The organism is Streptomyces drozdowiczii, assembly GCF_026167665.1.
Taxonomy (GTDB): domain Bacteria; phylum Actinomycetota; class Actinomycetes; order Streptomycetales; family Streptomycetaceae; genus Streptomyces; species Streptomyces drozdowiczii_A.
Genome location: NZ_CP098740.1, coordinates 4,971,900 through 4,997,873, shown reverse-complemented (window position 1 = coordinate 4,997,873; position 25,974 = coordinate 4,971,900). Strand labels below are relative to the sequence as shown.

Annotated in this window: 22 protein-coding genes, 1 other RNA gene and 2 pseudogenes; 12 read left to right on the top strand and 13 right to left on the bottom strand. The window is 73.5% G+C overall.

Going from position 1 to position 25,974, the window contains the following annotated elements:
* The first annotated feature begins 134 nt into the window (after positions 1–134).
* Positions 135–965, top strand: a complete 831-nt coding sequence (ddaH, locus tag NEH16_RS22745; protein ID WP_265544630.1) for a dimethylargininase — start codon at positions 135–137, stop codon at positions 963–965.
* On the opposite strand, the gene NEH16_RS22740 is transcribed toward ddaH, so the two are convergent.
* Together NEH16_RS22740 and NEH16_RS22735 are read right to left on the bottom strand one after the other, a co-directional pair.
* Positions 962–1,960, bottom strand: coding sequence for a small ribosomal subunit Rsm22 family protein (locus NEH16_RS22740; RefSeq protein WP_265544628.1), 999 nt, complete (start codon positions 1,958–1,960; stop codon positions 962–964). The genes ddaH and NEH16_RS22740 overlap by 4 nt on opposite strands.
* A 30-nt stretch (positions 1,961–1,990) precedes the next feature.
* On the bottom strand, positions 1,991–3,289 hold the full coding sequence (locus NEH16_RS22735; protein ID WP_073965417.1) for a multidrug effflux MFS transporter: 1,299 nt from the start codon (positions 3,287–3,289) through the stop codon (positions 1,991–1,993).
* A gap of 78 nt (positions 3,290–3,367) precedes the next feature.
* Between NEH16_RS22735 and NEH16_RS22730 the strand changes: the two are divergent.
* Positions 3,368–4,365: pseudogene (locus tag NEH16_RS22730) on the top strand (Gfo/Idh/MocA family protein).
* Here NEH16_RS22730 and NEH16_RS22725 read toward each other — a convergent pair.
* On the bottom strand, positions 4,362–5,990 hold the full coding sequence (locus NEH16_RS22725) for an alkaline phosphatase D family protein (protein ID WP_265544626.1): 1,629 nt from the start codon (positions 5,988–5,990) through the stop codon (positions 4,362–4,364). The pseudogene NEH16_RS22730 and the gene NEH16_RS22725 overlap by 4 nt on opposite strands.
* Positions 5,991–6,230: 240 nt before the next feature.
* Here NEH16_RS22725 and NEH16_RS22720 point away from each other — a divergent pair, with 240 nt between their 5' ends.
* Complete coding sequence (locus NEH16_RS22720) at positions 6,231–7,013, top strand: SDR family oxidoreductase (protein WP_265544625.1); 783 nt, start codon at positions 6,231–6,233, stop codon at positions 7,011–7,013.
* Between the two features lie 46 nt (positions 7,014–7,059).
* Complete coding sequence (locus NEH16_RS22715) at positions 7,060–7,938, top strand: PhzF family phenazine biosynthesis protein (protein WP_073965414.1); 879 nt, start codon at positions 7,060–7,062, stop codon at positions 7,936–7,938.
* A gap of 7 nt (positions 7,939–7,945) precedes the next feature.
* Here the strand turns inward: NEH16_RS22715 and NEH16_RS22710 are convergent, their stop codons facing one another.
* Positions 7,946–8,812, bottom strand: coding sequence for a ScbA/BarX family gamma-butyrolactone biosynthesis protein (locus tag NEH16_RS22710; protein WP_265544624.1), 867 nt, complete (start codon positions 8,810–8,812; stop codon positions 7,946–7,948).
* Positions 8,813–8,997: 185 nt separating this feature from the next.
* On the opposite strand from NEH16_RS22710, the gene NEH16_RS22705 reads away from it, so the two are divergent.
* A complete protein-coding gene (locus NEH16_RS22705) occupies positions 8,998–9,363 on the top strand; it encodes a VOC family protein (RefSeq protein ID WP_073965413.1) in 366 nt (121 codons plus the stop codon).
* Here NEH16_RS22705 and NEH16_RS22700 read toward each other — a convergent pair.
* On the bottom strand, positions 9,341–10,567 hold the full coding sequence (locus NEH16_RS22700) for a glycosyltransferase (protein WP_265544623.1): 1,227 nt from the start codon (positions 10,565–10,567) through the stop codon (positions 9,341–9,343). The two genes, NEH16_RS22705 and NEH16_RS22700, sit on opposite strands and share 23 nt — an antisense overlap.
* The gene (locus tag NEH16_RS22695; protein ID WP_242442020.1) at positions 10,530–11,405 is read right to left on the bottom strand and encodes a MerR family transcriptional regulator; all 876 of its coding nucleotides are present in this window, start codon (positions 11,403–11,405) and stop codon (positions 10,530–10,532) included. Before NEH16_RS22695 ends, NEH16_RS22700 begins: the two co-directional genes overlap by 38 nt.
* 197 nt (positions 11,406–11,602) lie before the next feature.
* Here NEH16_RS22695 and NEH16_RS22690 point away from each other — a divergent pair, with 197 nt between their 5' ends.
* From NEH16_RS22690 to NEH16_RS22680, 3 genes are all read left to right on the top strand, one after another.
* Positions 11,603–13,039 (top strand): basic amino acid/polyamine antiporter, encoded by a 1,437-nt coding sequence (locus tag NEH16_RS22690; protein WP_265544622.1) that lies wholly within the window; start codon positions 11,603–11,605, stop codon positions 13,037–13,039.
* A 38-nt stretch (positions 13,040–13,077) separates the two neighbouring features.
* Positions 13,078–14,340 carry an arginine deiminase gene (locus NEH16_RS22685; RefSeq protein WP_073965410.1) on the top strand — a complete coding sequence of 421 codons (1,263 nt, stop codon included), beginning with the start codon at positions 13,078–13,080 and terminating at the stop codon, positions 14,338–14,340.
* A gap of 314 nt (positions 14,341–14,654) precedes the next feature.
* On the top strand, positions 14,655–16,349 hold the full coding sequence (locus tag NEH16_RS22680) for a glycosyl hydrolase family 18 protein (protein ID WP_265544621.1): 1,695 nt from the start codon (positions 14,655–14,657) through the stop codon (positions 16,347–16,349).
* A gap of 96 nt (positions 16,350–16,445) precedes the next feature.
* Here the strand turns inward: NEH16_RS22680 and rnpB are convergent.
* The 4 genes and pseudogenes from rnpB to NEH16_RS22660 form a co-directional block, all read right to left on the bottom strand.
* Positions 16,446–16,847: RNase P RNA component class A (gene rnpB, locus NEH16_RS22675), an RNA gene on the bottom strand.
* Positions 16,848–16,878: 31 nt separating this feature from the next.
* Positions 16,879–17,448, bottom strand: coding sequence for a Uma2 family endonuclease (locus tag NEH16_RS22670; RefSeq protein ID WP_265547329.1), 570 nt, complete (start codon positions 17,446–17,448; stop codon positions 16,879–16,881).
* A 115-nt stretch (positions 17,449–17,563) separates the two neighbouring features.
* Positions 17,564–18,072: pseudogene (locus NEH16_RS22665) on the bottom strand (TetR/AcrR family transcriptional regulator).
* A 64-nt stretch (positions 18,073–18,136) separates the two neighbouring features.
* The gene (locus NEH16_RS22660) at positions 18,137–19,555 is read right to left on the bottom strand and encodes an RNB domain-containing ribonuclease (protein ID WP_265547327.1); all 1,419 of its coding nucleotides are present in this window, start codon (positions 19,553–19,555) and stop codon (positions 18,137–18,139) included.
* 179 nt (positions 19,556–19,734) lie between these two features.
* Here NEH16_RS22660 and yaaA point away from each other — a divergent pair, with 179 nt between their 5' ends.
* Both yaaA and eda read left to right on the top strand, forming a co-directional pair.
* On the top strand, positions 19,735–20,535 hold the full coding sequence (yaaA, locus tag NEH16_RS22655) for a peroxide stress protein YaaA (protein ID WP_265544620.1): 801 nt from the start codon (positions 19,735–19,737) through the stop codon (positions 20,533–20,535).
* A gap of 64 nt (positions 20,536–20,599) precedes the next feature.
* Positions 20,600–21,220 (top strand): bifunctional 4-hydroxy-2-oxoglutarate aldolase/2-dehydro-3-deoxy-phosphogluconate aldolase, encoded by a 621-nt coding sequence (gene eda / locus NEH16_RS22650; protein WP_265544619.1) that lies wholly within the window; start codon positions 20,600–20,602, stop codon positions 21,218–21,220.
* A 192-nt stretch (positions 21,221–21,412) separates the two neighbouring features.
* On the opposite strand, the gene NEH16_RS22645 is transcribed toward eda, so the two are convergent.
* From NEH16_RS22645 to NEH16_RS22635, 3 genes are read right to left on the bottom strand one after another with little or no spacing between them, the layout of a single operon-like run.
* Positions 21,413–22,582, bottom strand: a complete 1,170-nt coding sequence (locus NEH16_RS22645; protein WP_265544618.1) for a bifunctional RNase H/acid phosphatase — start codon at positions 22,580–22,582, stop codon at positions 21,413–21,415.
* A complete protein-coding gene (locus NEH16_RS22640; protein ID WP_199879076.1) occupies positions 22,582–23,325 on the bottom strand; it encodes a zinc ribbon domain-containing protein in 744 nt (247 codons plus the stop codon). The genes NEH16_RS22645 and NEH16_RS22640 overlap by 1 nt, the downstream gene beginning before the upstream one ends.
* The gene (locus tag NEH16_RS22635; protein ID WP_265544617.1) at positions 23,322–24,158 is read right to left on the bottom strand and encodes a Nif3-like dinuclear metal center hexameric protein; all 837 of its coding nucleotides are present in this window, start codon (positions 24,156–24,158) and stop codon (positions 23,322–23,324) included. The genes NEH16_RS22640 and NEH16_RS22635 overlap by 4 nt, the downstream gene beginning before the upstream one ends.
* Before the next feature lie 198 nt (positions 24,159–24,356).
* Here NEH16_RS22635 and NEH16_RS22630 point away from each other — a divergent pair, with 198 nt between their 5' ends.
* Positions 24,357–25,676: a hypothetical protein gene (locus tag NEH16_RS22630; RefSeq protein ID WP_265544616.1), complete on the top strand. Its 1,320-nt coding sequence runs from the start codon at positions 24,357–24,359 to the stop codon at positions 25,674–25,676.
* Between the two features lie 121 nt (positions 25,677–25,797).
* The gene (locus tag NEH16_RS22625; protein ID WP_265544615.1) at positions 25,798–25,974 is read left to right on the top strand and encodes a hypothetical protein; all 177 of its coding nucleotides are present in this window, start codon (positions 25,798–25,800) and stop codon (positions 25,972–25,974) included.

Sequence of the window (25,974 nt, the reverse complement as noted above, 5' to 3'; positions counted from 1 at the left end):
GCGTCCGCGCGAACCACCCGTTCGGACCACAGCGCCGGGGCCCCGGACGGCGCACCATGAGTGCACGCACACACCCGTGCGACGCACCGGCCGCGGCGGCCACCAGCCGCCGCGACGATCCGTGGGGAGCCTCCATGACTCGTGCAGCCACGCCCCGGCACTATCTGATGTGTGCCCCTGCCCACTTCCAGGTGACGTATTCCATCAATCCGTGGATGGATCCCACCAAGCCGGTCGACCTGCCGCTGGCGCAGACCCAGTGGGAGGACCTGCGCGACCGCTACCGCGCCCTCGGCCACACCGTCGACCTGCTGGAGCCGCGGCCGGACCTGCCGGACATGGTGTTCGCGGCGAACGGGGCCACGGTGATCGACGGCCGGGTGCTGGGCGCCCGCTTCGCGTACCAGGAGCGGTTCGAGGAGGCGGCCGCCCACCGGGACTGGTTCCTCGGCCACGGCTTCACCGAGGTCCACGAGCCGGACCACGTCAACGAGGGCGAGGGCGACTTCGCGGTGACCGCCTCCTTCGTGCTGGCGGGCCGGGGTTTCCGGTCGTCGCCGCTCTCGCACGCGGAGGCGCAGGAGTTCTTCGGGCGCCCCGTGATCGGCCTCGACCTGGTGGACCCGCGCTACTACCACCTGGACACGGCCCTGTGCGTGCTGGACGAGGCGGCCGACGAGGTCATGTACTACCCGCCCGCCTTCTCGCCGGGCAGCCGGGCGGTCCTGGCGCGGCTCTTCCCGGACGCGCTGATCGCCGGGGACGCGGACGCGGCGGCGCTCGGCCTGAACGCGGTGAGCGACGGGCTCCACGTACTGCTGCCGCAGGCCGCGACGGGGCTGTTCGATCCGCTCCGGGCGCGCGGCTTCGAGCCGGTGCCGATGGACCTGAGCGAGCTGCTGAAGGGCGGCGGCAGCGTGAAGTGCTGCACGCAGGAGTTGCGCGGCCCGGAGGCGAACGGCTAGACCGCGTCCTCCGGGGGCGGCCAGGGGTCGCCCCAGTCGGTGTCCCGGGCGGCGCGGTACAGGGCGCCGTGCCGCTTGGTGACCGTGTCCCGGCGCAGGCCCTCGTCGCGGGTGCAGAGGTCGAGGAGCACCTGCCCCTTGCGGATCTGGGGCCTGCGGACGACCCGGGCGGCTACGGGCAGGGGCGTGAACCGGGTGGCGACGACGTAGCTGAACTTCTCGTCCTCGTACGCCAGTGAGCCGCCCTTGACCTGCCGGTGCAGCGAGGAGCGGCTGACCCGGGCCGAGAAGTGGCACCAGTCGGTGCCCGGCTCGATGGGGCAGGCGCCGCTGTGCGGGCAGGGCGCGGCGACGGTGAGCCCGGCGGCGATCAGCCGGTCGCGGGCCTCGATGACGCGGGCGTAGCCGCCGGGGGTGCCGGCCTCGACGACCACGACGGCCTGGCCGGCCCGGGCGGCGGCGTCGATGAGCGCGGTGCGGGCGGGGGCGGTCAGCTCGTTGAGCACGTAGGAGATCGTGACCAGGTCCGCCGGGGCGAGGTCGAGGTCCTCGCCGATGCGGGCCCGCCGCCAGTCGGCGGTGCGCAGGGCGGGTGCTCCGGAGGCGGCGGCCAGTTCGCGGCCGAGGGCGAGCGCGGGCTCGGCCCAGTCCAGGACGGTGGTGCGGTGGCCCTCCCACTCCCCCGCGACGGCCCAGCTCGCCGCCCCGGTGCCGCCGCCGACGTCGGTGTGCGTGGCGGGCGCCCAGTCGGGGGCGGCGTCACGGAGCGCGTCGAGGGCGGACCGTACCGCCTCGAAGGTGGCGGGCATCCGGTACGCCGCGTACGCGACCACGTCCGAGCGGTCGCGGAGCACCGGGGCGTCGGTGGGGATCGTGCCCCGGTAGTGGGCGATGAGCCGGTCGACGGCCTTGCCGGCCTGCTTGGGCGGCAGCCCGTCCAGGAGCCCGGCGAGGGCCGCGCGCAGGGCGTCCGCGGTGGGGAGGGTGGCGATCACCGGTGAATTGTAGGCGGGGTGGAGGCCCGCTCAGATCGCCGAGGGACGCTGCCAGGGGCGGCACAAGCCAAGGAAGCAGAGCAGCGCGCCTGCCGCGCAGACCAGCTGGACGACCGCCATCGGGACCGCGGTCTCCTCGCCCGCGATCCCGACGAGCGGGGAGGCGACGGCGCCGATCAGGAACTGCGAGGTGCCGAGCAGCGCGGAGGCGGAGCCGGCGGCGTGCTTGGTGCGCATCAGGGCCTGGGCGTTGGTGTTGGGCATCGCGAGGCCCATCGCCGACATCAGCACGAAGAGCCCGGCGGCCACCGGCACGAGACCGACGTCGCCGAAGACGCCGGAGGTCATCAGGAGCAGCGCGGTCGCGGCGGCCACGATGACGACGAGCCCGCAGGTGAGGGCCTTGTCCAGGCTGACCCGGCCGACGAGCAGCTTGCCGTTGATCTGGCCGACCGTGATCAGCCCGATGGAGTTGATGCCGAACAGCAGGCTGAAGGTCTGCGGTGAGGCGCCGTAGATCTCCTGGATGACGAACGGCGAGGCGCTGACGTACGCGAAGAGGGCGGCGAAGGCGAGGCTGCCCGCGATCATGTAGCCGGTGAAGACGCGGTCGGCGAGCAGGGTGCGCATGGTGCGCAGCGCGTCCCCGATGCCTCCGGTGTGGCGTTCGGCGGGCGGCAGGGTCTCGCCGAGCCACTTCCAGACGACGAAGGTGAGCAGCAGGCCGACGCCGGTCAGCACGCCGAAGATGCCGCGCCAGTCGGTGAGGCGCAGGACCTGGCCGCCGATGACCGGGGCGATGACGGGGGCGACGCCGGAGATCAGCATCAGCGTGGAGAAGAACCGGGCCATCGCGACGCCGTCGTACATGTCGCGGACCACGGCGCGGGAGATGACGATGCCGGCCGCGCCCGCGAGCCCCTGGATGAGGCGGAAGGCGATGAGGAGCCCGGCGGACGGGGCGAAGATGCAGAGCGCGGTGGCCAGTACGTACACGGCCATGCCGAGGAGCAGCGGGCGGCGCCTGCCCCAGCGGTCGCTCATCGGGCCGACGACGACCTGGCCGAGCGCCATGCCGGTGAGGCAGGCGGTCAGGGTGAGCTGGACGGTGGCGGCGGGCGCGTGCAGCGAGTCCGTGACGGCGGGGAGCGCCGGGAGGTACATGTCCATCGACAGCGGCGGGAGCGCCGTGAGGCCGCCGAGGACGAGGGTGACGAGGAGGCCGGTGCGCCGGGCGGCGGTGGTGGCTCTGCCGGTGGGAGGGGTCCCTTGCGGGGTGGTGTCGGTGGTGCGTATGTGCGGGGCCCCGGTGAGGCCGCTCTCCGGCATTCTCGTCTCCATAGTCGTTGAATCCGGCTCTATGCTCTCAGCTCGGCGGGGATGGTCGACACCTTTTTGGGAGCGTGCATGAGCAGGACTGTCCGTTGGGGCGTGCTGGCGACCGGCGGGATCGCGGCGACGTTCACCGCCGATCTGCTGGCCTTGCCCGGTGCGGAGGTGGTGGCCGTGGCGTCCCGCTCGAACGCCTCGGCGCGGGCGTTCGCGGAGCGGTTCGGGATACCGAGGGCGTACGGCGACTGGGCCGGTCTGGTCGCGGACGACGAGGTCGACGTGGTGTACGTGGCCACGCCGCACTCCGCGCACCGGGAGGCCGCCGCGCTCGCGCTGGAGGCCGGGAAGCACGTGCTGTGCGAGAAGGCGTTCACGCTGAACGAGCGCGAGGCGCGGGAGCTGGTGAAGCTGGCCCGGGACCGCGGGGTCTTCCTGATGGAAGCGATGTGGACCTACTGCAACCCGGTGGTCCGGCGCCTCACCGAGCTGGTGCGGGACGGGGCGATCGGGGAGATCCGGACCGTGCAGGCCGACTTCGGCTTCGCGGCGGACCTGGCCCCGGACCACCGGCTGCGCGATCCCCGGCTGGGCGGCGGGGCGCTGCTGGACCTGGGCGTCTATCCGGTGTCGTTCGCGCAGCTGCTGCTGGGCGAGCCGGACCGGGTGCAGGCGGACGCCCTGCTGTCGCCGGAGGGCGTGGACCTGAACACCGGGATGCTGCTGGGCTGGGACTCGGGCGCCACGGCGCTGCTGTCCTGCTCGATCGTCGGGCACCACCCGACGGCCGCGACGGTGATCGGGACGGCCGGGCGCATCGACATCCCGCACAGCTTCTTCCACCCGGAGGGCTTCGTGCTGCACCGGGCGGGCGCCGAGCCCGAGGAGGTCACCTCGGGCCCGGGTCCGCGGGGCTCTCGGGGATGCAGTACGAGGCGGCCGAGGTGATGCGGGCGGTCCTGGCGGGCGAGACGGAGTCCCCGCTCGTCCCGCTGGAGGGTTCGCTCGCGGTGATGCGGACGCTCGACGCGGTCCGTGACCGCATCGGCGTCCGCTATCCCGTGGACGCGGTCTAGGCGGGCTTCAGGCCCGGGCGGCCGGCCTCGGTGACGTAGGAGCCGGCGGTGGTGACGGGGGCGCCCGGCGTGGTGACGGCCGAGACCGTACGGAAGTCGGCGCGGGCCGCCCGCTCCTGGAGGGTGACGACGGCGTAGCCGCGGCGGCCGTTGTAGAACTTCAGGTGCGGGTTGGCCGCCATCAGGTTGTTGTAGTTGGACGGCTTCTCGGAGCCGTCCTTCCCGCTGGTGATGGACGTGGTGACGATCTCGGTGCCGATCGTGCGCGACGCCGGGTCGTCGAAGTCCCGCTTGATGTCGAAGCCGTAGCTGACGTGCACATCGCCGGTGAGGACCATGAGGTTGTCCACGCCGACGCGCTCGGCGCCCTGGAGGATGCGGTCGCGGGAGGCCGGGTAGCCGTCCCAGGAGTCCATCGACAGCTTGAACGCGTCGGTGGGCACGTCGCGCCGCTGGGCGAAGGTGACCTGCTGGGGCACGACGTTCCAGGTGGCGTGCGAGTGGCGCCAGCCGTCGATGAGCCAGCGCTCCTGGGTGGCGCCGGTCAGGGTGCGCTTCGGGTCCTCGGACTCCGGTCCGGGGGTCTGCCAGCCGTCGCCGTACGCCTGGTCGCTGCGGTACTGCCGGGTGTCGAGTACGTCGAACTGGGCGAGCCGGCCGAAGCTCAGGCGGCGGTAGAGCCGCATGTCGGGGCCGGTCGGGCGCTGGGGCGCGCGCAGCGGCTGGTTCTCCCAGTACGCGCGGTAGGCGGCGGCCCGGCGGATCAGGAACTCCTCGGGCGGCACGCTGTTCTCGGGGATGTCGCCCGCGTAGTTGTTCTCGGTCTCGTGGTCGTCCCAGGTGACGACGAAGGGGTGCGCGGCGTGGGCGGCGCGCAGGTCCGGGTCGGACTTGTAGAGGGCGTACCGCAGCCGGTAGTCCTCCAGCGTCTCGGTCTCCCGGTTGAACAGCGCGGGCAGCGTGCGGTCGGTGTAGTTGCGGGCGCCGCCGGTCGCGGTGACGGCGTACTCGTAGAGGTAGTCGCCGAGGTGGAAGACGACGTCCACGTCCTCCCGGGCGAGGTGCTGGTACGCGGTGAAGTAGCCGTCGTGGTACGCCTGGCAGGAGACGGCGGCCAGGGCCAGCTCCCGCTTGCGGGCGCCGGGCGCCGGTGCCGTACGGGTGCGGCCGGCCGGGCTCGTCCACTGTCCGGCGCGGAAGCGGTAGTAGAACACCCGGTCCGGGGCGAGGCCCTGCACCTCGACGTGGACGCTGTGGTGGAACTCCGGGTGGGCGTACGTGGTGCCGCGCCGCACGACGCGGTGGAACCGCTCGTCGTACGCCACCTCCCAGCCGACCTCGACGCGGGCGTCCGGGAGGCCGCTGCCGGGTTCGAACGGGCGGGGGGCGAGCCGGGTCCAGAGCAGCACGGAGCCGGGCAGCGGGTCGCCGGACGCGACGCCGAGCGTGAACGGGTCCTCGCCGATCTCCCGGGCCCGCATCTCGCGGGCGCTCGCGGTCCCGGCGGCGGGCAGGCCGACCGAGAAGGCGAGCGCGGCGGCGGCTCCGGTGACGGTGAGGAAGCGGCGGCGGTCCGTGTGCCGGGCCGCGTCGCGCAGCTCCTGCTGTGGCGATGAGTGCGTCATCTGTCCCTCCCCTGACTGGTGGTGTGGGGGAAGTCCAGCGGCCCGGCGCATCCGGAGGCTGACGTGTTCGCGTCGCGCGGGCGTCGCCCGGATGAGGAGTGCGGCAGGATGGTGCCCCCAGGGGCAAACTCCGCGTTCGCGGCCAAATCCATGATCATCGTCCGGCTCGGTACGGGCGCGGGAATCGCCGGGGCCCCGCCCTGAATCACCCCGCCGGGGCTGCGCGTACGCTGCGGCAGCATGAGCAACAGTCTGTTGAATTCCGTGGAGGACTCCCCGTCGAGGGTGGCTGTGGTCACGGGCGCCGGCTCCGGCATCGGCCGCGCGGTGGCGCTCGCGCTGGCCGGGGCGGGCTGGTCGGTGGCGCTCGCGGGCCGCCGTCCCGAACCGCTCGCGGAGACCGCCGCGCAGGCGGGCCCCGAGGCCCGGATGATCACCGTCCCGGCCGACGTGACCCGCCCGGAGGACGTGGACGCGCTGTTCTCGTCCGTACGGGAGTGGGCCGGCCGCCTCGACCTGCTCTTCAACAACGCGGGGACGTTCGGCCCCGGCGGGCCCGTCGAGGAGCTGGCGTACGAGGACTGGCGCGGGGTGGTCGACGTCAACCTGACGGGGGCGTTCCTGTGCGCGCAGGCGGCGTACCGGCAGATGAAGGAGCAGGACCCGCGGGGCGGACGGATCATCAACAACGGTTCCATCTCCGCGCACACGCCGCGCCCGCACTCGGTGGCGTACACCGCGACAAAGCACGCGATCACCGGCCTGACGAAGTCGCTGTCGCTGGACGGGCGTCCGTACCGCATCGCCTGCGGCCAGATCGACATCGGCAACGCCGCGACGGACATGACGGAACGGATGCGGACGGGCACCCTCCAGGCCAACGGCGAACTGGCCGTGGAGCCGGTGATGGCGGCCGACGACGTGGCCCGCACGGTGCTGCACATGGCGGAGCTGCCCCTGGAGGCGAATGTCCAGTTCGCGACGGTGATGGCGACGGCGATGCCGTACGTGGGCCGGGGCTGACCCGCGCACCGGGAATGCCGTCGCCGGGCGCGCGGTTGAGGCGCACATGAGTGATCTCCCCGCGACGGGCATCCTGCGTTACACCGCGTTCTCCGCCGACCCCGAGGGCGGCAACCCCGCCGGGGTGGTGCTCGACGCCTCCGGTCTCGACGAGGCGGCCATGCTGGCCGTCGCGGCGGACCTCGGCTACAGCGAGACCGCGTTCCTGACCGGGCGCACCGAGGCGTCGGAGCCCGGTGCGCGCGGTTACGTGGTCCGCTACTTCAGCCCGAAGGCCGAGGTGCCGTTCTGCGGGCACGCGACGGTCGCCGCCGCCCTCGCGCTCGCCGAGCGGGACGGGCCGGGCGAGGTGGAGTTCGCGACGCCCGCCGGTACGGTGCCGGTCACCGTGGTCCGCGAGGGCGACGAGCTGCGGGCGACGCTGACCAGCGTGGAACCGCGCGTCGAGGACGTGGCCGCGGGCGACCTCGCGGAGGCGCTGGCGGCGCTGGACTGGCCGGCCGCCGACCTCGATCCGGCCCTGCCGCCCCGGATCGCGTACGCCGGCGCCCGCCACCTCGTGCTGGCCGCGGCCACCCGGGAGCGGCTGGCCGCGCTGGACTACGACTTCGCGCGCCTGGAAGCGCTGATGCACCGGCTGGACCTGACGACCGTTCAGCTGGTGTGGCGGGCCTCCGACGCGGTGTTCCACGTCCGCGACCCGTTCCCGGTCGGCGGCGTCGTGGAGGACCCGGCGACGGGTGCGGCGGCGGCCGCGTTCGGGGCGTATCTGCGGGAGCTGGCCCTCGTGCCGGAGGCCGCCGTGCTGACCCTGCACCAGGGCGAGGACATGGGCCGCCCCGGCACGCTCACCGTGACGCTGGGGGCGGGTGACGCGCGGGTGCGGGTGAGCGGGACGGGCACCCGGCTGCCGGACCCCGCCTGACCCCCGCTCAGTCCGGCCCGCCGAGCGCGCAGGTGAAGACCGTCTCCCCGTCCTGCACCGCCCGCACCAGCACCCCGGCCGGTGCGGTCGCCGCCTCGATCCAGCAGGGCCGGTCCAGCTCCACGTACCGGAGGAAGTCGGAGCGCAGGGTGACCGGGAGGAAGCCGGGCACGGTGGCGTTGGCCGCCTGCCGGGCCGCCTCCAGGAGCAGAATGCCGGGGACGTGGTCGTTGGGGCGGCCGAACAGCGTCGGGTGCCCGGTGTCGAGCCTCAGCTGCCAGCGCCCGGGGGCGGCGGGGGGCGCGAGGACGACGTCCCGCTCGGCGGTCCGGCCGACGGTGCGCGGCGCGAGCGCCGGGGGCGGGGGCGCGGCGGCGGTGGGCCGGTGGCCGCGCAGGCGGCGGTAGGCGGCGGCCGAGGTGCAGCTGATCCGCGAGCCGCAGACGGCGAGCACCGCCCCGTCCCGGCGCAGCACGAAGCCGACGCGCATCGAGCCGAGACCGCTGCCCCGGCGGCGGATGTCGGAGCAGTTCACCTCCACCATGACGTCCCAGGGCCCGCCGCCGAGCACGAGGTGTCCGGCGGCGGTGGTGTAGCGCAGCTCCCACATCACGAACGCGTCGCCGAGCGGCACCCCCAGCTCGGCGTGGCAGACCAGTATGGCCGCCTGCCGCATCGTTTCCGCGATCAGCAGCGGGTCCTGGTGACCGGCGACGGGGCCGAAGAAGCGGTGGGCGCGCGGCCAGTGCGCGGGCACGCGGAACCGGGTGTCGCTCAGCCGGGCCACACCGGTCGCGAAGAGGTCCCGCACGTCCGGGCGGTGGGCCATCCGCCGGAGCTCCACCCCGGTGGCGCGGGAGGGGAAATGGACCATGGGGCACCCCCGGAAGGCTGCGGTTCGATGGGCCGGGATGGCCCCGGGCCGGCTGTGACCTGGCCAGTTTGCCCCGGCGCCCGACAGTTTCCGGCCACCCTCCCATCCGCCTCTCGAGTCCCTCTGGAGCCGCGTCCTAATGTGGGGCGGGCGACCGAACGTCATCCATGTGACAGGAGTGGCTCATGTCCGTGCACCGTGTTGTCCCCAACATCCCGGTAGGAGCCGGGGCGGACGCGTCCGCCCTGCGGGACAGCAGCGCCTTTTACGGCCTGCTCGGCTTCGAGGAGGTCATGAACCATGGCTGGATCATGACCCTCGCCTCGCCCACCCAGCCGGCCGCCCAGATCAGCTTCATGACCAAGGACGAGACCGGTCCGGTCGATCCGGACCTCAGCGTGGAGGTGGCCGACGTCGACGCGGTGCACGCCGCGCTCGTCCGTGAAGGGGCCGAGATCGTGTACGGCCCGCACGACGAGGAGTGGGGCGTGCGCCGCTTCTTCGTCCGCGACCCGAACGGCCGCGTGGTCAACGTACTGACGCACCGCTGAGCCGCCGCACCGCCTCCACCGTCTCCGCCGCCCCGTCCTCCGCGGCCATCCGCTCCGCGCCCTTCGCGGCCGCCTCCCGGTGGGCCCGCTGCCGGACGACGCGGTCGAGGGCGTCGGCGAGGCGGTCGGCGGTGAGGGTGCGGAAGGGGATCGGTTCGTCGGCGGCGCCGATGGCGGCCAGGCGGCCGGCCCAGAACGGCTGGTCGGCGGTCACGGGCACGGTCACCGCGGGGACCCCGGCCCGCAGCGCGGCGGCCGAGGTGCCGGCCCCGGCGTGGTGGACCACGGCGGCGAGGTGCGGGAAGAGCGGGGCGTGCGGTACGTCCCCGATGGTGAGCACGTCGTCGCCCTCGGCGGCGAGCCCGGCGCTGCCGGACTGGAGGATGCCGCGCAGCCTGGCCCGGCGCAGGGCCCGCACGGCGAGTTCGCTGAGCCGTTCCCCCTCGCCGGCCGCCATGCTGCCGAAGCCGATGAGGACGGGCGGGGCTCCGGCCCCCAGGAAGTCCGCGAGCCTCGGGGGCAGTGGCCCGTCCGGGTCGTGGTGCGGCCACCAGGTGCCGACCACCTGGAGGCCGGGGCGCCAGTCGGCGGGCCGGGGCACCAGCGCGGAGCTGAATCCGTGCAGGACCGGCCAGTCGGCGCGCTCCCGGCGGCGGCGCGTGTCGGAGGGCTTGGCCGGGGCCAGCCCGAGCCGTTCGCGGAGCGCGGTCACCGCCGGGGCGTACAGGCGGTCGGTCATCCGGAGGGCGAGGCGGCCGGCCAGGCGGTTGCCGGGGCGGCCCAGCGAGCGGGTGCCCGTGACGACGGGCGGGAAGTCGCCGGTCGGCGCGGTGGGCTGGAGGTAGACGCCGATGCTCGGGGTGCCCGTGGCCTCGGAGAGGTGCCAGCCCAGCGGGGCGGTCGTGGTCGAGAGCAGCAGCAGATCCGTGCCGTCGGCCGTCGCGTCGGCGAACCCCTGGCCCAGGTCCGTGATGAACGCGGAGGCGGCCCGCATCAGCTCCCGCTTGTCCCCGCTCCCGCCGCCGCCCTTCGCCGGGTTGCCCGGGAGGGCGCGGAAGTCCAGCCCGGCGGCGCGGACCAGGGGCTCGAAGGTGTCGGTCGTGGCGAGGGCGACCTCGTGGCCGGCCGCGCGGAGTGCGGCGCCCAGGCCCGTGTAGGGCGCGATGTCACCGCGCGATCCGGCGGCGGCGATCAGTATTCTCATCGGTTCTCCTCGGGCTCGTCGGCCGCTCCGGCTCGTCGGCCGGTCCGGCTCGTCGGTCGTCGCCGCCGTCCACCCGCCGGGCCGCGTTGGCGTGGACGGCCTTGCACAGGTAGGCGGCCAGGCCGGGGCGCTGCCGGGTCGGCGGGACGACCAGGGCGAAGGCGCGCGGATCGGCGGCGAAGTCGTCCGCGATGCGCCGGTGCATGTCGGGCGGGCAGGCGGTGAACCAGCGGGAGACGTGCAGCCGGTGCTCCTCGGCGAGGTCCATGGCCCGTTCGCCGTCGCTCGGCTCGCCGTCGTCGAAGGCGGCCAGCAGCTCGGCGCGCCAGGCCGTGGCCTCGCCCATGAGCCGCCGCCAGTCCTCCTTGGTGTGCGCGGCGGCCCGGGCCATCGACTCCCGCTGCCCCGGTGAGTCCGCCCACTTGAGCGCCGCCTCGGTGGCGTAACTCAGATCGGCGGTGATCTCGCCGAACACCTCGAAGCGCTCCTGCGGAGTCAGCGGGACCCCGGTCCGCTGCACCTCGATCGCCCGCTGGGCCACCTCGGAGAGCCGCCGCAGTCTGGCGATCTCCGCCTCCAGCTGCTCCTGCCGGGCCCGCAGCTGGTCCAGGGCGTTGGCCTGCGGGTCCTCGAAGATCTCGGCGATCCCGTCCAGCGGGAAGCCCAGTTCGCGGTAGAAGAGGATCTGCTGAAGCCGGACCAGGTCCGCCTCGTCGTACAGCCGGTAGCCGGCCCGGCTGCGCCCGCTGGGCGACAGCAGCCCCGACCTGTCGTAGTGGTGCAGCGTGCGCACCGTCACTCCGGCGAAGGCCGCCACCTGCCCCACGGAATAACTCATCCACCTGCCCTTTCCTCGCGACCGATCATCAAGCCTGACGTAAGGGGAGGGTCAAGCCGCGCCCCGGTCCGGGGACACCGGCCCGGCAGCGGGGCTCAACACCGCAACGAAAGGTACATTTCACCCCCATGGGGGCGCCCTCCCCGGCCCCGCCCGCCCCTGCGACCGCAGCCCCCGCACCAGGAAGGGCCCAGACCATGTCCGCAGTCACCGAGGAGCAGCCGCACACGGCGAAGCTCTCGCTGATGACGCTGTCCGCGCTGGTCGTCGGCTCCATGGTCGGCGCGGGGGTGTTCTCGCTGCCCCGCCGCTTCGCGGCGGAGACCGGTGTCGCGGGGGCGCTGATCGCCTGGACCATCGCGGGCACGGGCATGCTGATGCTGGCCTTCGCCTTCCAGTTCCTCGCGGTGCGCCGCCCGGACCTGGACGCCGGGGTGTACGCGTACGCGAAGGCCGGGTTCGGCGAATACCTCGGGTTCTTCTCGGCGTTCGGCTACTGGGCGAGCGCCTGCGTCGGCAATGTGACGTACTGGGTGCTGATCATGTCGACCATCGGCACGATCTGGCCGGCGCTCGGGGACGGGGACACCGTGCTCGCCGCGGTGCTGTCCTCGATCGGCCTCTGGGGCTTCTTCCTGCTGATCCGCCGGGGCGTCAAGGAGGCCGCGGCGATCAACCGCATCGTCACCGTCGCCAAGGTCGTCCCGATCCTGGTCTTCGTCGTCCTCGCGCTCTTCTACCTGGACACCGGCGTGTTCGCCGACAACTGGGGCGGCGCCGACTACGCGGGCTCGCTGTTCGACCAGGTCCGCGGCACGATGCTGGCCACCGTCTTCGTCTTCCTCGGCGTCGAGGGCGCGAGCGTCTACTCCCGGCACGCCAAGCGCCGCAAGGACGTGGGCCGCGCCACGGTCCTCGGCTTCCTCAGCGTCTTCGCCGTCTTCGCCTCGGTCACCATCGTCTCGTACGGCATCATGCCGATGCGCGAGATCGCCGAGCTGCGCCAGCCCTCGATGGCGGGCGTCCTGGAGCACGCCGTCGGCACCTGGGGCACGGCCTTCGTCAGCGTCGGCCTGATCGTCTCGGTCCTCGGCGCCTATCTCGCCTGGACGCTGATGGCCGCCGAGGTGCTGTACGTGGCCGCGCAGGACCACGACATGCCGCGCTTCCTGCGCCGCGCCACCGCCGACGACGTGCCGGTCCCGGCCCTGGTCATGACGACCGTGCTGGTCCAGGTGGTGCTGGTCGTCACGCTGCTCTCGGACGACGCGTTCAACTTCGCGCTGGACATGACGAGCGCGCTGACCCTCATCCCGTTCCTGCTGGCCGCCGCGTTCGCGCTGAAGATCTCGCTCACCCCGGATCCGCTCGCCCAGGGGCGGACGACCGGGCGCGACCTCGTCGTCGCCGTGCTCGCCACCGTCTACACGGCGTTCCTGCTGTACGCGGCCGGGCTCCGGTTCGTCCTGCTCTCCTTCATCGTCTACGCCCCCGCCACGATCCTGTTCGTCATGGCCCGCCGCGAGCAGGGCCGGCGCCCCTTCTCCCCCCGCGAGCTGCTGATCTGCGCCGTATCGGTGGCCGGTGCGGTCATGGGCGTGATCGCCCTGGCGGCCGGCTGGATCAGCCTCTGAGCCGTACCGCACCCCGACCCGTATGCGAAGGACCGCACATGACCGGTGACAGCACTTCCCGCACCCCGCTCGGAGTCCACTCCGAGGTCGGCCGGCTCCGCAAGGTCCTGGTGTGCGCGCCGGGCCTGGCACACCGCAGGCTCACCCCGACCAACGCCGCCGACCTGCTCTTCGACGACGTGATGTGGGTGGAGAACGCCCAGCGGGACCACGCCGGCTTCGTGGCCGCGCTCACCGCGCGCGGGGTCGAGGTCGTCGAGCTCCACGACCTCCTGGCGCAGACGATGGCCGTGCCGGGCGCGCGGGACTGGCTGCTCGACCGCAAGATCACGGCCAACGAGGCGGGCCTCGGGCTGATCGACTCCACCCGCGCCTTCCTGGAGACCCTGGACCCGCGCACGCTCGCCGAGTTCCTGATCGGCGGTCTCGCCACCACGGACCTCCCCGACGACTACCGCCCGCCGTACGTCGCCCTGGCCCGCGAGTCGGCCGGGGTGCGCGAGTACGTGATGCCGCCGCTGCCCAACACGCTGTACACCCGCGACACCACCTGCTGGCTGTACGGCGGAGTGACGCTCAACCCGCTGTACTGGCCCGCCCGGCACGACGAGACCCTGCTGATGAAGGCCGTCTACCGCTTCCACCCGGACTTCGCGGACGCCACGGTGTGGTGGGGCGACCCGGAGAAGGACTGGGGCCAGGCCACGTTCGAGGGCGGCGACATCATGCCCGTCGGCAACGGCGTCGTCCTCATGGGCATGAGCGAGCGCACCTCGCGCCAGGCCATCACGCAGGTGGCCGCCGCCCTCTTCGAGCAGGGCGCCGCGGAACACGTCGTCGTCGCCGGCATGCCGAAGCTGCGGGCGGCGATGCACCTGGACACCGTGTTCACCTTCGCGGACCGGGACGTCGTGACGCTCTACCCGCGCATCGTGGACGCCGTCCACAGCTTCTCGCTGCGCCCGGGCGGGGGCGGCCCCGTGCCCGTGGACATCGTGGACGAGGGGTCCCGGCCGTTCACCGATGTGGTGGCCGGGGCGCTCGGGCTGCCGGGGCTGCGGGTGATCGAGACGGGCGGCGATGTGTACGCCTCCGAGCGCCAGCAGTGGGACAGCGGGAACAACGCGGTCGCGGTGGAGCCGGGCGTCGTCTTCACGTACGACCGGAACACCCAGACCAACGCGTTGCTGCGGCGGGCGGGCATCGAGGTGCTGGAGATCGTGGGCGCGGAGCTCGGCCGGGGCCGGGGCGGCGGGCACTGCATGACGTGCCCGCTGATCCGTGAGCCGGTGAGCTTCTGAGGTGACGGAGCCGGCCCGGCGGGGTCGCCGCCTTCGCCGCCGGGCCCGCCGGCGTTGACGTCGCTTCCACTTTTCGGCATCGAGTGGTTCGTCACTGAACCACTCGTGCCGCCGTTTTTAAGTGATCCTTAAGCCGCTGGTCACCGACGGCATCCGGCGGCCACCCGGCGACGACACGGGCTCGGCGCGCCCCACGAGCCGTCAAATTGGTCTAGTCCTAATCTCGTTGGAATCGTTGACGCGCAGGTCACGGGCCGGTTATCACTGCTCCAGCCCATCCACAGCACCACCCGCTCCCCCGCTGGAGGCCGCCCGTGCACCCCCGTAGAACTCTGATCGCCGCGCTCCTGAGCACGGCCCTCGCCACCGGCGGCCTCGCCGCGACCGTCGGCATCGGCTCGGCCCAGGCGGCCGACGCACCGGCTTCCGCTTCCTCCGGCGGCGTGCGCATCGCGTACTACGACCAGTGGAGCGTCTACGGCAACGCCTTCTATCCGAAGCAGCTCGACACCCGGGGCATCGCCGGCAAGCTGGACATCATCAACTACTCCTTCGGCAACATCCACCCGACGGACCTGACGTGCTTCGAGGCCAACAAGGCGGCGGGCGACGACAACAACCCCAACGCGGGTGACGGCGCGGGCGACTCGTACGCCGACTACCAGAAGTCCTTCAGCGCGGCGGACAGCGTCGACGGCGTGGCCGACAAGTGGGACCAGCCGATCGTGGGCGTCTTCAACCAGTTCAAGGAGCTGAAGGCGAAGTACCCCCACCTGAAGATCAACATCTCGCTGGGCGGCTGGACGTACTCCAAGTACTTCAGCGACGCGGCGAAGACGGACGCGAGCCGCAAGAAGCTGGTCTCCTCCTGCATCGACCAGTACATCAAGGGCAACCTGCCCGTCGAGGGCGGCTTCGGCGGCGCCGGTTCGGCGGCCGGCATCTTCGACGGCATCGACATCGACTGGGAGTACCCCGCCTCCGCGGGCGGCCACCTGGGCAACCACTACGCCCCCGAGGACAAGCGGAACTTCACGCTGCTGCTCGCCGAGTTCCGTAAGCAGCTCGACGCGTACGGCGCTGCCAACGGCGGCAAGAAGTACCTGCTGACCGCCGCCTTCGGGGCCGGCCAGGACAAGATCGCGAACATCGAGACCGACAAGATCGGCCAGTACCTCGACTACGCGAACCTGATGACGTACGACATGCACGGCGCCTGGGACGGCGACGGGCCGACGTACCACCAGTCCCCGCTCTACTCGGGCTCCAACGACCCGTCCGACCCGGTCGCGCCCGGCACCGAGAAGTACTCGATCGACAACGCGGTCGACTCCTGGCTCGACGGCAAGCCGGCCTACGGCATCGCCGGCGGCTTCCCCGCGAACAAGCTGACCCTGGGCTACGAGCTCTACTACCGCGGCTGGAAGGGCGTCCCGGCGGGCACCACCCACGGCCTGACCCAGTCCGCGACCGGCGGCTCCTCCGCCCGCCCGCTCAGCCAGCAGGCCGGCATCGCGCACTACAAGGAGCTCGGCGGCATCGTCGACAACCCGGCGACGACGTACTGGGACGACGAGGCCAAGGCGTCCTACTTCTACAAGGACGGCGAGTTCTTCACGGGCCTGGACCAGAAGTCCATCCAGGCCAGGGCCGACTACGCCAAGCAGCGCGGCCTGGCCGGCGCGATGATGTACTCCCTGCTCGGCCTGGACGACAAGGCCACCCTGCTGAACCAGATCAACACCGCGATCGGCGGCACCACCACGGGTCCCACGACCCCGCCGACCACCGACCCGACGGACCCGACCACCCCGCCCACCACCGACCCCACGGACCCGCCCGCCGGTGCCTGCGGCTCGGTCCCGGCGTACGTGGCCGGCACGGTCTACAACGCGGGCAACGAGGTCTCCTACAACGGCCGCAAGTACAAGGCCCAGTGGTGGACCCAGAACGAGACCCCGGGCAGCACCGGCGACTGGGGCGTCTGGAAGGACCAGGGCGCCTGCTGAACGCCCTGACCCACCGAGGGCCCCGCCGGTGTCCGCACCGGCGGGGCCCTCGACCGTACGGAGACCACCGCACGGCGGCGGAGAAACGAGTGGCGGCAGACGAGTCGGGCTGTACGCCGGGTTCTGTCGCCCGGTCGCCTCGCGGCGGCCGGGGAGACGGCCATCCATCTAGGACCGGCATTGCTGCCGGCCTCGTGCGGTCTACCCGCGAACTCGGGCGGGCAGCCCTCGAACGTTCGCGCAGGGCCGTCTTCCGACGGCCCCTCTTGACCTTGCTCCGGGTGGGGTTTACCTAGCCGCCTGGGTCGCCCCAGGCGCTGGTGGTCTCTTACACCACCGTTTCACCCTTACCCGGGACCGAGGTCCCGGGCGGTCTGTTTTCTGTGGCACTGTCCCGCGGGTCACCCCGGGTGGCCGTTAGCCATCACCCTGCCCTGTGGAGCCCGGACGTTCCTCGGGAGGATCCGAAAACCCCCACGCGACCGTCCGCCCGGCTCGTCTGCCGTGGGGCCCATGCTACCTGGCCGAGTCAGATGAACTCCGCCGTCTCCAGGTCGAACGAGAACGGCTCCGGAAGGCGGACCGCCTTGCCGAACGGAACCGTGCAGTGCTGGCGGTAGTCGTCGCCCTCCGGGTCGCTGAACAGCGTCACCGACGAGTCCTCCCGGTCGACCAGCAGGTACAGCGGGATCGGGCCCCTCGCGTAACAGTGCCGCTTGGCCTCGCGGTCGGCGGCCGGCTTGGACGATGTGACTTCCACGACCAGAGCCACCCCCTCGCACGGCATCCATGAGGCCGCGCCCCGGTACAGCCGCAGGGCCTTCGGGGCAAACGTGCCGTCGGGAATGGCATGGTTCTTCGGGCAGCGTCCGCCGCTGCTCAGTTTCAGGCCCTTGTTCCCTGCGAACTGCATCCTCGTGCGGGAATGAGCCATCACCTGCTCCAGGATGAGCCCGATGTAGTCCTCATGATCCCCGTCCGGCGGCGGTGTCACGACGATCTCCCCCTCGATCAGCTCCGCCCGGAAGCCCTCCGGCGTATCCAGCGCCAGGAAGCCCTCAAGCAGGACGTCCGCCTGCGAGAGCGATTCGTGCGGCATGGCAGACATGTCACGCCCCTTCCTCGGTCGCTCGCCAGAGTGGGCCATCGCGGAACCAGCCGTCCGTGAGATGGGAGTGTTTCCCCCGATCGTGGCACAGGAGGGCCCCGCGCGGTCAGAGGCGGCTCGACGCCAGCGCGGTGATGCCCGCCGTCCAGGCCGTGGTGACGGACTCCGGGGTCGGGAAGCGGCCGTTGAGTTCCATCATGACCATGCCGTGGGCGAAGGCCCAGGCCGCGCGGGCCAGGTGGGTGTCCGGGGCCAGGGCGCGGAAGAGGGGGCCGTGGCGCGGTCCTCCACGTCCTGGGGATGGGGGCGGGACGTGGTGAGGCGGTAGAGGTGGGGGTGGGCCAGGGCGTGGGCGCGGTAGGCCGTGGCCAGGGCGGGGAAGGAGCCCGGGGCGGCCGTCTCCGCCGCCTCCAGGGCCTCGGCGGTCTCCGTCAGCATCGCGTCGGCCAGCGCGTCCACCACCGAGGACTTGTCCGGGAAGTGCTTGTAGAGGGACGGGGCCGTGATGCCGAGCAGGCCCGCGAGCCGGCGCATGGTCAGCGCCTCCGGGCCCTCCTGCTCCAGGAGCATGCGGGCGGCGGCCAGGATCTGGTGCTGGCGGGCGCGGTCGGTCACGCCGGTCCTTCCGTCGTACGGGCGCGGGGCGCGGGGGCCGAACTCGCGATCGTACGAGACGCCGTCAGGCCGGGACGAACAGGGGCTTCGCCGTGCCCGGGGCGGCCTGGGCGAGGCGGACGCGCAGGCGCTCGCCCAGGGGAAGGGGCGCGGTGCCCTCGACGCGGGCGACGACCGCCGGGGCGTCGATGTGGACGGTGCCGGTGGCCGGTTCGTTCTCCTTCACGTCCACCACGTAGCCGTCGAAGACCTCGCCCACCTTGTCCTTGAGCAGCGCCGCCTCGACCAGGTCCACGGACTCCCGCTCCACCGTGTTGCCGCGCCGCGTGCCCTCCGCCATCTCCTTGGGCAGCGCGGGCAGGGCGGCCAGGACCCATTCGGGCGGGTCCCGGTCCTCGCAGGCCGCGACGCACAGCTCGGAGGCGTAACGGTCCACGAGGCGGCGCAGCGGTGCCGTGCAGTGGGTGTACAGGTCCGCCACCGCCGCGTGCACGGCGGGGACCGGCAGGTCGCCGCCGTCGAAGACCGTGTAGCCCGCGCCGCGCAGCAGCGTCGTGCAGTCCTGGAGGAACGCCGCGTGGTCGGTGCGGCCCGGGTCGAGCGAGCGGACCAGCCGGGCGTACGGGACATGGTGCGGCCAGTCGATGTGCAGGGCTTCGGCGCTGCGGCGGAGCCGGGCCACCGCGCCGTCCGGGGCGACCGGCAGCGTACGCAGGATGCCGGTGCCGCTCTCCGCCATGAGGTGGGCCGCCGCCGTGCCGGTGAGCAGGGAGATCTGGGCGTTCCAGCCGTCGGCGGGGAGCGGGGCGCGGTAGGCGAGGCCGTACGTGCCGTGGTGCTCGGTGATCTCCTGCTCGGGCACGTTGAGCGAGATCCCGCCCCGGGCCACCTCCTGCTCCTCGCGCAGCGTGCCGATGTCCCGGAGCAGGGCGAGCGGTTCCTCGGCGGTGCCCGCGTCGATCCGCCGCTGCACGCCCGCGTAGTCGAGCTTGGCGCGGCTGCGTACGAGGGCCCTGCGCACCCGGGTCGCGACCGCCGCGCCCTCCGGGTCGAGGTCGATCTCCCACAGGACCGCGGGGCGGACCCGGCCGGGCAGCAGGCTGGCGGCGTCCTCGGACAGGACCTCCGGGTGGAGCGGCACCCGGCCGTCCGGGAAGTAGAGCGTGGTCACCCGGCGGTGCGCCTCGGCGTCGAGCGCGCCGCCGGGGCGCACGAACGCGGCCACGTCCGCGATGGCGTAGTGCACGCGGTAGCCGTGGGCGCGGCGTTCCAGGTGCATCGCCTGGTCGAGGTCCGTGGAGGTGGGCGGGTCGATGGTGAACAGCGGGAGGTCCGTCGCGTCGGCGTGGCCGCCGAGTTCCGGGCCGCGCGCGGCGTCCGCCGCCTCGGCGAGGACATCGGGCGGGAAGTCGTCGGGGAGCGACAGCTCGGTGCGCAGGCCGCGCAGGGCCGCCCGCAACGGGGTCTCGGCTGCGCCGGTCATGTGCAGATGGCGGCGGGGCATGGTCCCGAGCGTAGGGCGGGGCGCGGTGCGCGGCATTCCGGGAGGGCTGTGCGCCCGTACGGCGTGCCGCTCGGCCCCCGTACGCTGGCCGGGGGCATCCGGGCGGTCCGCACACACCGCGCCGGCGCCCCTTTCCGTACGTATGAAGGAGATCCGCCGTGCTCGTGCTGTTGCCGCCCTCCGAAGGAAAGGCCGCCTCGGGGCGCGGGGCACCGCTGAAGCCCGAGTCCCTGTCGCTGCCCGGTCTGGCCGGGGCGCGGGCCGAGGTGCTGGACGCGCTCGTGGAGCTGTGCGTGGCCGACGAGGAGAAGGCGCGGGAGGTGCTGGGGCTCAGCGAGGGACTGCGGGGCGAGATCGCGAAGAACGCGGAGCTGCGGACGGCGGGCACGCGTCCGGCCGGGGAGCTGTACACGGGTGTCCTGTACGACGCGCTCGGCCTGGACTCGCTCGACACCGCCGCCCGACGCCTCGCCGGGAAGTCGCTGCTGGTGTTCTCCGGGCTGTGGGGCGCGGTGCGGGTGGGCGACCGGATTCCGCCGTACCGCTGCTCGATGGGCGTGAAGCTGCCGGGCCTCGGCGCTCTCGGGGCGTTCTGGCGTACGCCGATGGCGGAGGTGATGCCGGAGGCGGCGGGCGGCGGGCTGGTGCTGGACCTGCGCTCGTCCGCGTACACGGCGGCGTGGAAGCCGAAGGGCGGGGTCGCGGAGCGCACGGCGAGCGTGCGGGTGCTGCACGCGCAGCTCGTGGACGGGGTGGAGAAGCGGTCCGTGGTCAGCCACTTCAACAAGGCGACCAAGGGCCGGATGGTGCGCGACCTGCTGCTCGCGGGCGCCCGTCCGGCCGGCCCCGCCGAGCTGGTCACCGCCCTGCGGGACCTGGGGTACGCCGTCGAGGCCGAGGCGCCCGCGCGGGCGGGGCGGCCGTGGCAGCTCGATGTGGTCGTGACGGAGATCCACTGACCGTACGTTGCACCCTGCGCAACGCTCGTTGCGTACTGCGCCGCACACCGGGCAGGATGGGCGCATGACCTCCTCCGTGCTGGACCTCGCCCCCGTCGTGCCCGTCGTCGTCCTGGAGGACGCGGCCGACGCGGTGCCGCTCGCCCGCGCCCTGGTCGCGGGCGGGCTTCCGGCGATCGAGGTGACCCTGCGCACCGCCGCCGCCCTGGACGCGATCCGGGCCATCGCGGCGGAGGTCCCGGACGCGGTCGTCGGCGCGGGCACGGTGATCTCGGCGCGGAACGTGGCGGACACGGTGGCGGCGGGGGCCCGCTTCCTGGTCAGCCCCGGCTGGACGGACGCGCTGCTGGACGCGATGAAGGGGTCGGGGCTGCCGTTCCTGCCGGGCGTCTCGACCACCTCCGAGGTGGTCGCGCTGCTGGAGCGCGGGGTCACCGAGATGAAGTTCTTCCCGGCCGAGGCGGCGGGCGGCACGGCCTATCTGAAGGCCCTCTCCGCGCCGCTCCCCCAGGCCCGGTTCTGCCCGACGGGCGGCATCTCGGCCGCCTCCGCGCCCGCGTACCTGGCGCTGCCCAATGTCGGCTGCGTGGGCGGGAGCTGGATGGTCCCGGCGGACGCGGTCGCGGCCCGGGACTGGGCGCGCGTGGAGCGGCTGGCCGCCGGGGCGGCGGCGCTGCGGGGCTGAGCGGGGCGGCGGGGGAACCCGTCGCGGACCGCCGTGCATGCTCCCCGGTATTCGGGGCACGACCCTTGTAGGGGACGTAGCCCGCACGCCGGGTGACCCGGGTTCCGGCCGGTAATCCCCCGACCCGCCGGAACCGCCTCGGCCCCACCGGCCTTCCCCCCGCCGGTGGGGCCGAGTGCTGTCCCGGTGCCCTTATCGCAGGTGGGACGTGTCGTTCAGCAGGCGTACGGAGGCGTTGCCGTCGGCGTAGTACGCGACGGACGAGACGGACGCCGCCGACAGCTCCATGCGGAACAGCGCCTCCGGGGGCGCCCCCAGGGCGAGCCGGACCAGGGTCTTGATCGGGGTGACGTGCGTGACGACGAGGACCGTGCGGCCCGCGTAACGCGTGACGAGGGCGTCCCGGGCGGCCGACACGCGCTCGGCTACCTCCGTGAAGCTCTCGCCGCCGCCCGTGGGGGCCGCGTCCGGGGAGGCGAGCCAGGCGTCCAGGTCGTCCCCGTACCGCTCCCCGACCTCGCCGAACGTGAGCCCTTCCCAGGCACCGAAGTCCGTCTCGCGCAGCCCGTCCTCGATCCGGACCTCCAGGCCGAGCCGGGCCGCGACCGCCCCGGCCGTCTCGCGGCAGCGGCGCAGCGGTGAGCTGACGATCTCCTCCACGGTGCCGAGCGCCGCGAACGCCGTGGCCGCGCGCTCGGCCTGCTCCAGGCCCGCCGGGGAGAGCGCGGGGTCGGTGCCGCCGCTTCCGGAGAACCGCTTCTGCGGGGTGAGGGCCGTCTCGCCGTGCCGCAGCAGGAGGAGGGTGGCGGGCGCGCCCAGGTCGGGCGCCGAACCCCAGCCCACCTGCGGGGTGACGGGGTCGGCGGCCACCGGGGCGCGTGGGGTGTCCAGGGCGGCCGTGGAGGCCGAGGGGTCCCAGCGGTCGCCGCGGCGGCCCGCGTCCATCGCCTCGTTGGCCAGCCGGTCGGCGTGCTTGTTCCGCTCGCGCGGGATCCACTCGTAGCTGATGTCCGCGCCGGGCAGGACCGCCGCCGCCTCGGCCGCGAGCGGCTTCATGTCCGGGTGCTTGATCTTCCAGCGGCCCGACATCTGCTCCACGACGAGCTTGGAGTCCATCCGGACGCGCACCTGGACCACGGTGCCCACCGGGCCGTCCGCGAGCAGGGCGCCCACCGCGCGGAGGCCCGCGACGAGGCCCCTGTACTCGGCGACGTTGTTGGTCGCGACGCCGATGTACTCGGCGGTCTCGGCCAGCGTCTCGCCGGTGTCCGGGTCGATGACGACCGCGCCGTAGCCGGCGGGGCCCGGGTTGCCCCGGGAGCCGCCGTCGGCCTCGACAACAAACCGGCGCGGCAGGCTCACTACAGGCCCGAGTCGGCGGTGCGGACCAGGATGCGGCGGCAGTTCTCGCAGCGCAGCACCGTGTCGGGGGACGCGGCCTTCACGTCGTTGATCTCGGTGATGTTCAGCTCAAGGCGGCAGCCCTCGCAGCGGCGCTGGTAGAGGCGGGCGGCGCCCACCCCGCCCTGCTGGACGCGGAGCTTGTCGTACAGCTTCAGCAGGTCGGCGGGGACCGAACCGGCGACGACCTCGCGCTCCTTGGTGACCGAGGCGGCCTCCGTGTCGAGCTCCTGGGTGGCGGCGTCGCGGCGGGCGGTGGCGTCGTCCACCTTGGCCTGCACGGCGGCGACCCGGTCGGTCAGCTCCGCGACGCGCTCCTGCGCGGACTCGCGGCGCTCCATGACCTCCAGGACCACGTCCTCCAGGTCGCCCTGGCGCTTGGCGAGCGAGGTGATCTCGCGCTGGAGGCTCTCCAGGTCCTTCGGTGAGGTGACCGCGCCGGAGTCCAGGCGCTGCTGGTCGCGGGCGGCGCGCTGGCGGACCTGGTCGACGTCCTGCTCGGCCTTGGTCTGCTCGCGGGCGGTGTCGCTCTCCTCGGTGGTGGAGGCGACGAGCAGGTCGCGGAGCTGGGCGAGGTCGGCCGTCAGCGACTCGATCTCGGCGTGCTCGGGCAGGGACTTGCGGCGGTGCGCGAGCTGGGAGAGGCGCTGGTCGAGCGCCTGGACGTCGAGAAGTCGGATCTGGTCGGCGGGCGCGGCGTTCAGTTGGGGGCTCCAGAAGAGTGGTGGGCGGTCCAGGGGTCGGTGACCTGCTTCGAGACGTGGACCCTCAGGTCCCATCCGAGGCGGTCGGAAATCGCTTCGAGCTGCGCGGCGGCCTGCTCGCACCACGGCCACTCGGTGGCCCAGTGTGCGGCATCGACCAGGCCGAGCGGCGAGTGCTGGGTGGCCTCGGAGGCCGGGTGGTGGCGCAGGTCGGCGGTGAGGAAGGCGTCCACACCGGCGGCGCGTACCGCGTCGAAGAGGCTGTCGCCGGAACCACCGCTCACCGCGACGGTGCGCACCGGCGCCTCCGGGTCGCCGGCCAGGCGGATGCCCTGCGCGGTGGCGGGCAGCCGGGCGGCGGCGCGGGCGGCGAACGCGGCCAGGGTCTCGGGGTGGTCGAGCACGCAGATCCGGCCGAGCCCCCGGCGGCCGGCCGGGTCCGTCGCGTCCGGGACCAGGGGGCGCTCGACGCGCAGGTCGAGGGCGGCGGCCAGGGCGTCGGAGACCCCGGGGTCGGCGGTGTCGGCGTTGGTGTGGGCGACGTGCAGCGCGATGTCCTCGCGGATCAGCGTGTGCACGACGCGGCCCTTGAAGGTGTCCGCCGCGACCGTCGTCGTACCGCGCAGATAGAGCGGGTGGTGGGTCACGATCAGGTGCGCGCCCAGCTTCTTCGCCTCGTCGGCGATCTCCTGGACGGGATCGACGGCGAAGAGCACCCGGTGGATCTCGGCGTCCGGATCACCGCAGACGGTGCCGACCGCGTCCCATCCTTCGGCCCGCTCGGGCGGCCAGAGGGCGTCGAGCTCGGAGATGACTTCAGACAGACGGGGCACGGAGGAAAGGCTACCTGCCCGCCGCGCCCCGGGAAGCCCCGGGAACGGGCCGCCCGCGGCTCGGCCCCGTACAGCACACGCACCCTCGGTCGCACAGCGAAATCCGGCCATCACCACCCTTATGTGTGAAGTGGGGGAGGTCGTGTTGTTCGGCTGGAAGTGCGAAAACTAGCTTCGGTTGCCGGAGGTGATGAGTCGATGACTGCCTGTGCCATCGAGGACGGGACCATGACGGGTGACGGCGGGTCGGCGGAGCCGGAACCGGAGCCGGAGCCCGATCCGGGCGGCCGCGCGGAGGCCGTCACGGAGACCGGCCCCGCGGAGGGCGCCCCGGCGGGGAGCGCCCCGGCGGAAGACGCCCCGGCGCCGGGGGCGCTCGCACCGGCCGCCGCAGCCGAGGCGCACTCCCCCGCCGAAACGGTTCTGCCCCCCTTCACGCTCACCGCCGACGGCGCGTACGGCGCCCGGCTCACCGCCGCCCCGGTGCCCGGCGCCGACACCGCCTGGTACGCCGAGCGCTGGACGCTCGACGGGCCCGAGCCGTACGCCGTGCCGCTGCCCACCGACCAGCCGGAGGAGGCCGAGGCGCAGGTGGTGCCGCTCGCCGACGGGCGGGTGCTGATCCGGCGCCGGGTCGCCGAGCGGCACACCTTCTCGCTGCTCTATCCGACCGGCCCCGGCACCGGCGAGCTGCTGCTCGGGGCGGTCGAGCGGGACGCGCTCACGCTGCTGCCGCCGTCGCCGGACGGGGTGAGCGCGTACGCCCTGGCGGTCGGCGCGTACTCCACCGAGCTGTGGCGGGTGGCGGGCGGGGCGTCCGGGCCCGAGCACCTCGCGGACCTGCCGGGGCGGTGCTCCGGCGGCGTCTGGCTGGACCGGGCCGGCCGGCTGCTGGCCCTGGACCGCGAACCGGCCGGGGGCGGCCCCGTGAAGAGCGTCGCGGTGGACCTGGGGCGGGGCGCCGAGATGACGCCGCTGCTCCAGATCGCGCCGGAGAGCGACGACCGGCTGCTGCTCGCGGACCCGGACAGCGGTCTGCTGCTGATCCGCTCGGACGCGCCCGGCCACGACCGGCTCGGCTGGGGGGTGCTCGGCAGCTGCCTGCCCGTACGGTTCCCGGAGTGCCTGCGACTGCCGGGCTGCTCGGTGGAGCCGTTCGCCGTGCAGCCGGGGCAGATGCTGATGCCGGAGAGCTGTGCGGTGGCCCTCCGGATCGACGGGGCGGCGGGCAGCTGGATCGGCCTGTGGCGACCGTCGGGCCGCCGGCTGCACCAGCTCGCGGCGCCCGGGGGTTGGCTGGCGGGCAGCGGGGTCTGGTCGCGCGACGGGGTGCTCAAACTTCCGTACGCGGACGGGGACACGGCGTGCGCGGTGGCCCTGCTGGAGATGCCGGAGGAGGCGGAGTGCGCGGGCGACGTAAATGGTAGGCAACCTTCCGCGCCATCGATGAATCCTCCAGTGTGTACACCGGTTCCTCTGGGGCAGGCGCCACTCGTGGGGCGTACGACCCCTGACTAGGCTGGGGCCGGGCTCACGCACCGTGTGTCTTGGTCACCGACCGTGGCCTTTCCCGGGCCTGCGGCGGCGTGACGTTCCGGTCGGCACACACGTAAGCGATCACAACGGGGTGACTTCCCACATGTCTGAAGCCCGCACCGACACGACCCAGACGTTCCCGCCCGCGGCGGACGCACAGCGGGGCGACGCCGGCGGCTCCGGCAAGCACCGAGGGGGTGTGGCGACGGACGACACGGCGGCAACGCCGGCCGGCCGTCATCGCCGCCCCGCCGAGGAGAGCGGCGTCGCGGCGGCCTGA